5 protein-coding genes are annotated in these 4,812 nt (G+C 41.5%); 2 read left to right on the forward strand and 3 right to left on the reverse strand.

The window, feature by feature from the left end:
- Positions 1 to 211, forward strand: a 211-nt coding sequence (locus VB714_RS20895) for a hypothetical protein (protein ID WP_323226620.1), incomplete at its 5' end; no start/stop codon positions are given.
- Positions 212 to 283: 72 nt separating this feature from the next.
- On the opposite strand, the gene VB714_RS20900 is transcribed toward VB714_RS20895, so the two are convergent.
- Both VB714_RS20900 and VB714_RS20905 read right to left on the reverse strand, forming a co-directional pair.
- Positions 284 to 451 carry a hypothetical protein gene (locus VB714_RS20900; protein WP_323226621.1) on the reverse strand — a complete coding sequence of 56 codons (168 nt, stop codon included), beginning with the start codon at positions 449 to 451 and terminating at the stop codon, positions 284 to 286.
- Positions 452 to 497: 46 nt separating this feature from the next.
- Positions 498 to 1,271 carry a hypothetical protein gene (locus tag VB714_RS20905; protein WP_323226622.1) on the reverse strand — a complete coding sequence of 258 codons (774 nt, stop codon included), beginning with the start codon at positions 1,269 to 1,271 and terminating at the stop codon, positions 498 to 500.
- A 165-nt stretch (positions 1,272 to 1,436) separates the two neighbouring features.
- Between VB714_RS20905 and nagA the strand changes: the two genes are divergently transcribed.
- Complete coding sequence (gene nagA / locus VB714_RS20910) at positions 1,437 to 2,633, forward strand: N-acetylglucosamine-6-phosphate deacetylase (protein WP_416309757.1); 1,197 nt, start codon at positions 1,437 to 1,439, stop codon at positions 2,631 to 2,633.
- Between the two features lie 38 nt (positions 2,634 to 2,671).
- On the opposite strand, the gene VB714_RS20915 is transcribed toward nagA, so the two are convergent.
- Positions 2,672 to 4,663: an adenylate/guanylate cyclase domain-containing protein gene (locus VB714_RS20915; RefSeq protein WP_323226624.1), complete on the reverse strand. Its 1,992-nt coding sequence runs from the start codon at positions 4,661 to 4,663 to the stop codon at positions 2,672 to 2,674.
- Positions 4,664 to 4,812 lie beyond the last annotated feature (149 nt).

Genomic DNA, 4,812 nt, shown 5'->3' on the forward strand with positions numbered 1-4,812 from the left:
AAATACACACTTAGTAAAATCAAAATCTCAAATAGCAATGGATTCAGTAGCACAACAGATGGCAAGAAATTCACAATTATTAAAATCAAAATCTCAAATAGCAATGGATTCAGTAGTACAACAGATGGCAACAATCTCAGAACAATTAAAATCTCAAATTGAACAAACAGCATCATTATTAGAATCTGATAAGATTTCAGAAGAGGAATAAATTTTAAGGAGATTATCCCAAAAAATGACCTTACACCAAGACAAGATCGCCTTCAGCTTTCAAACCCAATCATCAAACCATATCCGTAGAAAGAGGAATTTCCAGATAAATTGGCAGCCAAAAGATAAAAGCCAGAATAATAATAATAATAATAATAATTATCACAAGACCGATTTGACAAGAAATATATTGAACACTATGCAGCCAATAATGGACGATCGCCAAAACTTCCTTCACCACAAATTTAGCAACAAAAACAAACAGAGAAGCGCGATCGCCATTATCACTATTCTTGAATCAGTGTCATAGTGGTGATGTGCGATCGCCCATCGGGACTGGTTGCTGCAGCTTCTATGTTATAGCGAATCCCTCTTTGCAAAATTGAAGGACGAGGAACCTCCACCTGAAAGCGTCCATTCTCATCCACCATCACTGGGCGATCGACGAGGGTTGTATCACCTCCTAGATTAATCACCCCAAAAACACTCGGAGACGAGGAAACAACTTTAACTGTTACCTTTGCACCCGGTTCCGTTTCTCCTTGTAAAACAAATCCGCGAGTTGCGATCGCTTCTCCATCTTTATGATTGAGGAAATTAAGAGGTAATACCGTTGCTGCTGTTGGTGTTGTGGTATTGGGAGTAGTAGTATTAGGAGTAGTAGTCGTGGGAGTCGTTACCGTTGTAGAAGTTCCTGGCACAAAAAACGACCAACTCACCTCATTGCTCAACCCTTCTTGATTCTTGAACTGTACCCTGACAATATGTTCCCCCGAATTTAACGGCTGACTGGGACGATAACTAAAAAAACTGCGGTTTATTGTACTATTAGCCGTGATATCTCGGCCGTTGAGAAAAATTCTGACTGAATTGACATCGATCGCCGCTTCTCCTTGGGTCTGAAATGTGCCGGAAATAGAGCTATTAGCCTTGACATTGCGATTATGGGGAGTTATGTCCGCAACCCATTGCCCTTGAGCCACCGGGGAATTAACTGCCGAACCGAGTAGAATGGCGATCGCCGTTAAACTAGATAAACCTATTTGATGTATTGCTTTCATGAATTTATTTACGAATCTTAATGTTTATTAGTTTTTATGATACCAAGAGAGGAAAACTCTTAATAGGTTGCTAAGATAGATTTTACAATAACCTCGTCTCCTCCTTAAGGCAGAAAATTGGTGAAAAATGGGGTTTTGTTGAAGTTTTTGGAAGCAATATTACCAATGCGATCGCCAACTCCTCTAAAAGTTTCTTGGATCGTCAATGCGCGTTTGTGGGGCTATGAAGGTTTGCAGGCGATCGCGATCGAAGATGAGAAAATTACCTGCATTGTTCCGATGAGCAGTGTTAGTGTAGCAGAAAATTCCTTAGATATATTAGATATAGAGGGAGATTGGCTCTCTTTGGGAGGTGTCGATCTACAAATTAATGGGGGTTTGGGACTCGCATTTCCCGATCTAACCCGAGGCGATCTTCCTTTTTTAGAAAAAATTGGGCGCTATTTATGGGAACAAGGAATTGATGGATTTTGCCCTACTATTGTCACGACTTCTGTTGAAAAAATACAGCAATCTCTCTCCATTATTGCTCAATCTTCTCTATGGGAAAATAGTGCAGAAACTGCCCAAATTTTAGGCGTTCATTTAGAAGGTCCATTTCTCAACTATGAAAAAAGGGGCGCACATCCTCCCGAACATTTGCTTCCTCTCACTGTAGAGAATATGCAGCAAGTTTTAGGGGAATATACTTCGGCGGTTAAAATCATCACTCTAGCACCAGAATTGGACGAAATTGGAACAGTTATTCCTTATTTGCGATCGCAGGGCATTACGGTGAGTTTAGGGCATTCTCTGGCGACATCATCCCAAGCAAAAGAGGCTTTCGATCGCGGTGCCTCGATGGTGACTCATGCTTTTAATGCGATGCCAGGATTACATCACCGCAAACCGGGATTATTGGGGGAAGCGATGCTGCGATCGGGGGTTTATTGTGGATTCATTGCCGATGGACAGCACGTTTGTCCGACAATGTTACAGATTTTACTGCGGGCAGCAAAAGAGGTATTTCTTGTGAGTGATGCACTTGCTCCCATTGGGTTGCCCGATGGGGTCTATCCTTGGGATACAAGGACAATTGAGGTAAAAGAGGGAACCGCAAAACTGCCCGATGGGACCCTTTCTGGGACGACTTTGCCGCTATTAGTGGGGGTGGAAAATTTGGTTAATTGGGGACTATGTGAGGCGGGAAGGGCGATCGCTTTAGCCACGGAAAGCCCGAGGAAAGGGATCTCACTACCTGGACTTTCTGTGGGGCGATCTGCTTCATTTTTGCGCTGGCATTGGGATGAAGAGGTGAGAAAATTATCTTGGCAGCGTTTGCAATCTAATCTAAATTCAGGCGATCGCATTTTGGAGATGTGAATTAATTACCATTAATTAATAAATTCCCTTCAATCAAATCATTTTAAGTAATTTTTCAAATCAGCTTGTACGCGATCGTAAAAACTGCGATCGCATCCCTTTAATCCAATTACACCATAAAGTCGAATTAGATCGCTTTCTCTCCCTTTTAAAGGATGTTCCCCCAGATCGATCGCCTCGATATCATCTTGAACAATATTATAAAGAGATTCAGAAATTAAGATATCAGTTTTTAGTTTTTTTGTCAATCCTTCAACACGACTGGCAACATTAACAGTATCTCCCATAACTGCATATTCTCGTCGTCGCCAAGAGCCAATATCTCCCGCGATCGCTTCTCCATAACTAATACCGATGCCATTAAATAAAGGAATTCGACCCGTTTCTTGCCAACTGCTGCGTAATTTAGCGAGATTTTTCCGCATAGCAAGGGCAGCATAAATAGCATTAAGTGCATCTTGTTTTTCTCCTCGAGATAAAGGGAAGCCAAACTCTGCCATCACTGCATCACCGATAAACTTATCGAGAGTTCCTTCCACAGAAACGATCGCCTCTACCATTTCGTGAAAATAGATATTCAGTTGAGCAATTAAATCTTCAGGGGGAAGTAAAAAAGAGAGAGTTGTGAAGCCACGAATATCAGAAAATAACACCGCTACTTTAATCTTTTTCCCCTGTACCATCGAATAAAAATTCTCGGGATTTTTGAGAATTTCTTTGGCGACAGGTTGGGCAACATAGCGTTCTAAAGTTGTTTGTAAAAAGAGCTTTTCCAGATTATTATGAACAACAGAAATAGTAAAATAAGAGCCGCTACAGAGTAGAATAATAATCCCAGGGATAGCCGTAGGAATGGCAATTTGAGCATAGGTAAACAGCCCATAGGAAATACCAATCCAAGCGATCGCGATCGCGATTCCTGCGCTTAATTGTCTTAGAGAATATTGGGTCAACAACCAAAGGGCGATCGCGATCGCACTAATACTCAGAAAAAAGAATACACCTCGAAATTTTAAATTGGGAAGAATTTCAACAATTGCTTTATCTTGCAACAGTGTGGCGATCGCATGAGCATGAATTTCTACCCCTGGCATTTGCAAGGAGAAAGGAGTTGCTTTAAAATCATGTAAAGTCGAAGCTGTCGCACCAATCAAAACAATTTTATCTTTAAACATTTCCTCCTCTTGCAAACGCTGCCACTCTTTTTCCTCCAAAATTCTCCAAAAAGAAATATAGCGAAAACTCTCAAAGCGATCGCCCCAATAAAAAATACCTTCTCCTTTCCCTTCTACTGGACTAGAATTCTGAGCTAAAATATTATTATCTCGATAAATTTGTACCGTTGCTTCTGCGAAAGAAGGTAAGATAGGAAGACCGAAAGGACGGACAATATTTTCCCGATAAACCCCCCCGAGATGATGTACGCGATCGTCAGCATCTAAGAGAAAATCAGCAAATCCTAATGAGAGAGATTCTGTCTTTAAATCGGGGTTAGGTTCTGCTAATTGAAATGATGTGCCTTCTTCTAAAAATACTTCCAGATAAGCAGTAGCAAGAGTTATCTTTCCTGCATATTTCTCTAAACTTTGCTTCAACTTGCGATCGTCTTCTATCCCATAACCGCTTGGTAAATCAAATAATAAATCGAGAGAAATAGTTTTTGCCCCTGCATTCATCAAACGATCGATCGCTTCAGCATAAACTTCCCTCGGCCAAGGAAAATTAGGCAAAAGTTGAGTAATTTTCTCCGCATTGGGACTGCCTTGAAATGTTTCTGCTGCCTTTAAAGAATCGTCATCAATGGCTACAATAATAATATCGTCAGGGGCGGCGATCGAACCGCGAAAAACAAAAAATTGTGTGCGAATTTGCCCTTCTAGCCATTGTACGGGGTTGCCATCCCAAACCGTCGCGATCGCCCCTGCACTGACCCAAAATCCCGCCAAAACCGCCCCCAAAACTTTGGGGTGTAAGAATTTCCACCATTGGGAAAAATTCTGGGAAAAATTTTGCGATTTCGGCTCTTTCAAACGCACAATCTTAGCTGGGGTATTGACACTCCCCCGTTAAATCAAAGATTATAACGGGGGATTCTTGCTTCACTGGGTTTGCCTAGTTTCAAGTCATCTCTGTCTTGAAACCCCGTCCAGATTCCCCTCCACAAGCATCTGTTTAACGT

This window comes from Spirulina sp. 06S082, from assembly GCF_034932145.1.
GTDB lineage: Bacteria > Cyanobacteriota > Cyanobacteriia > Cyanobacteriales > Spirulinaceae > CCY15215.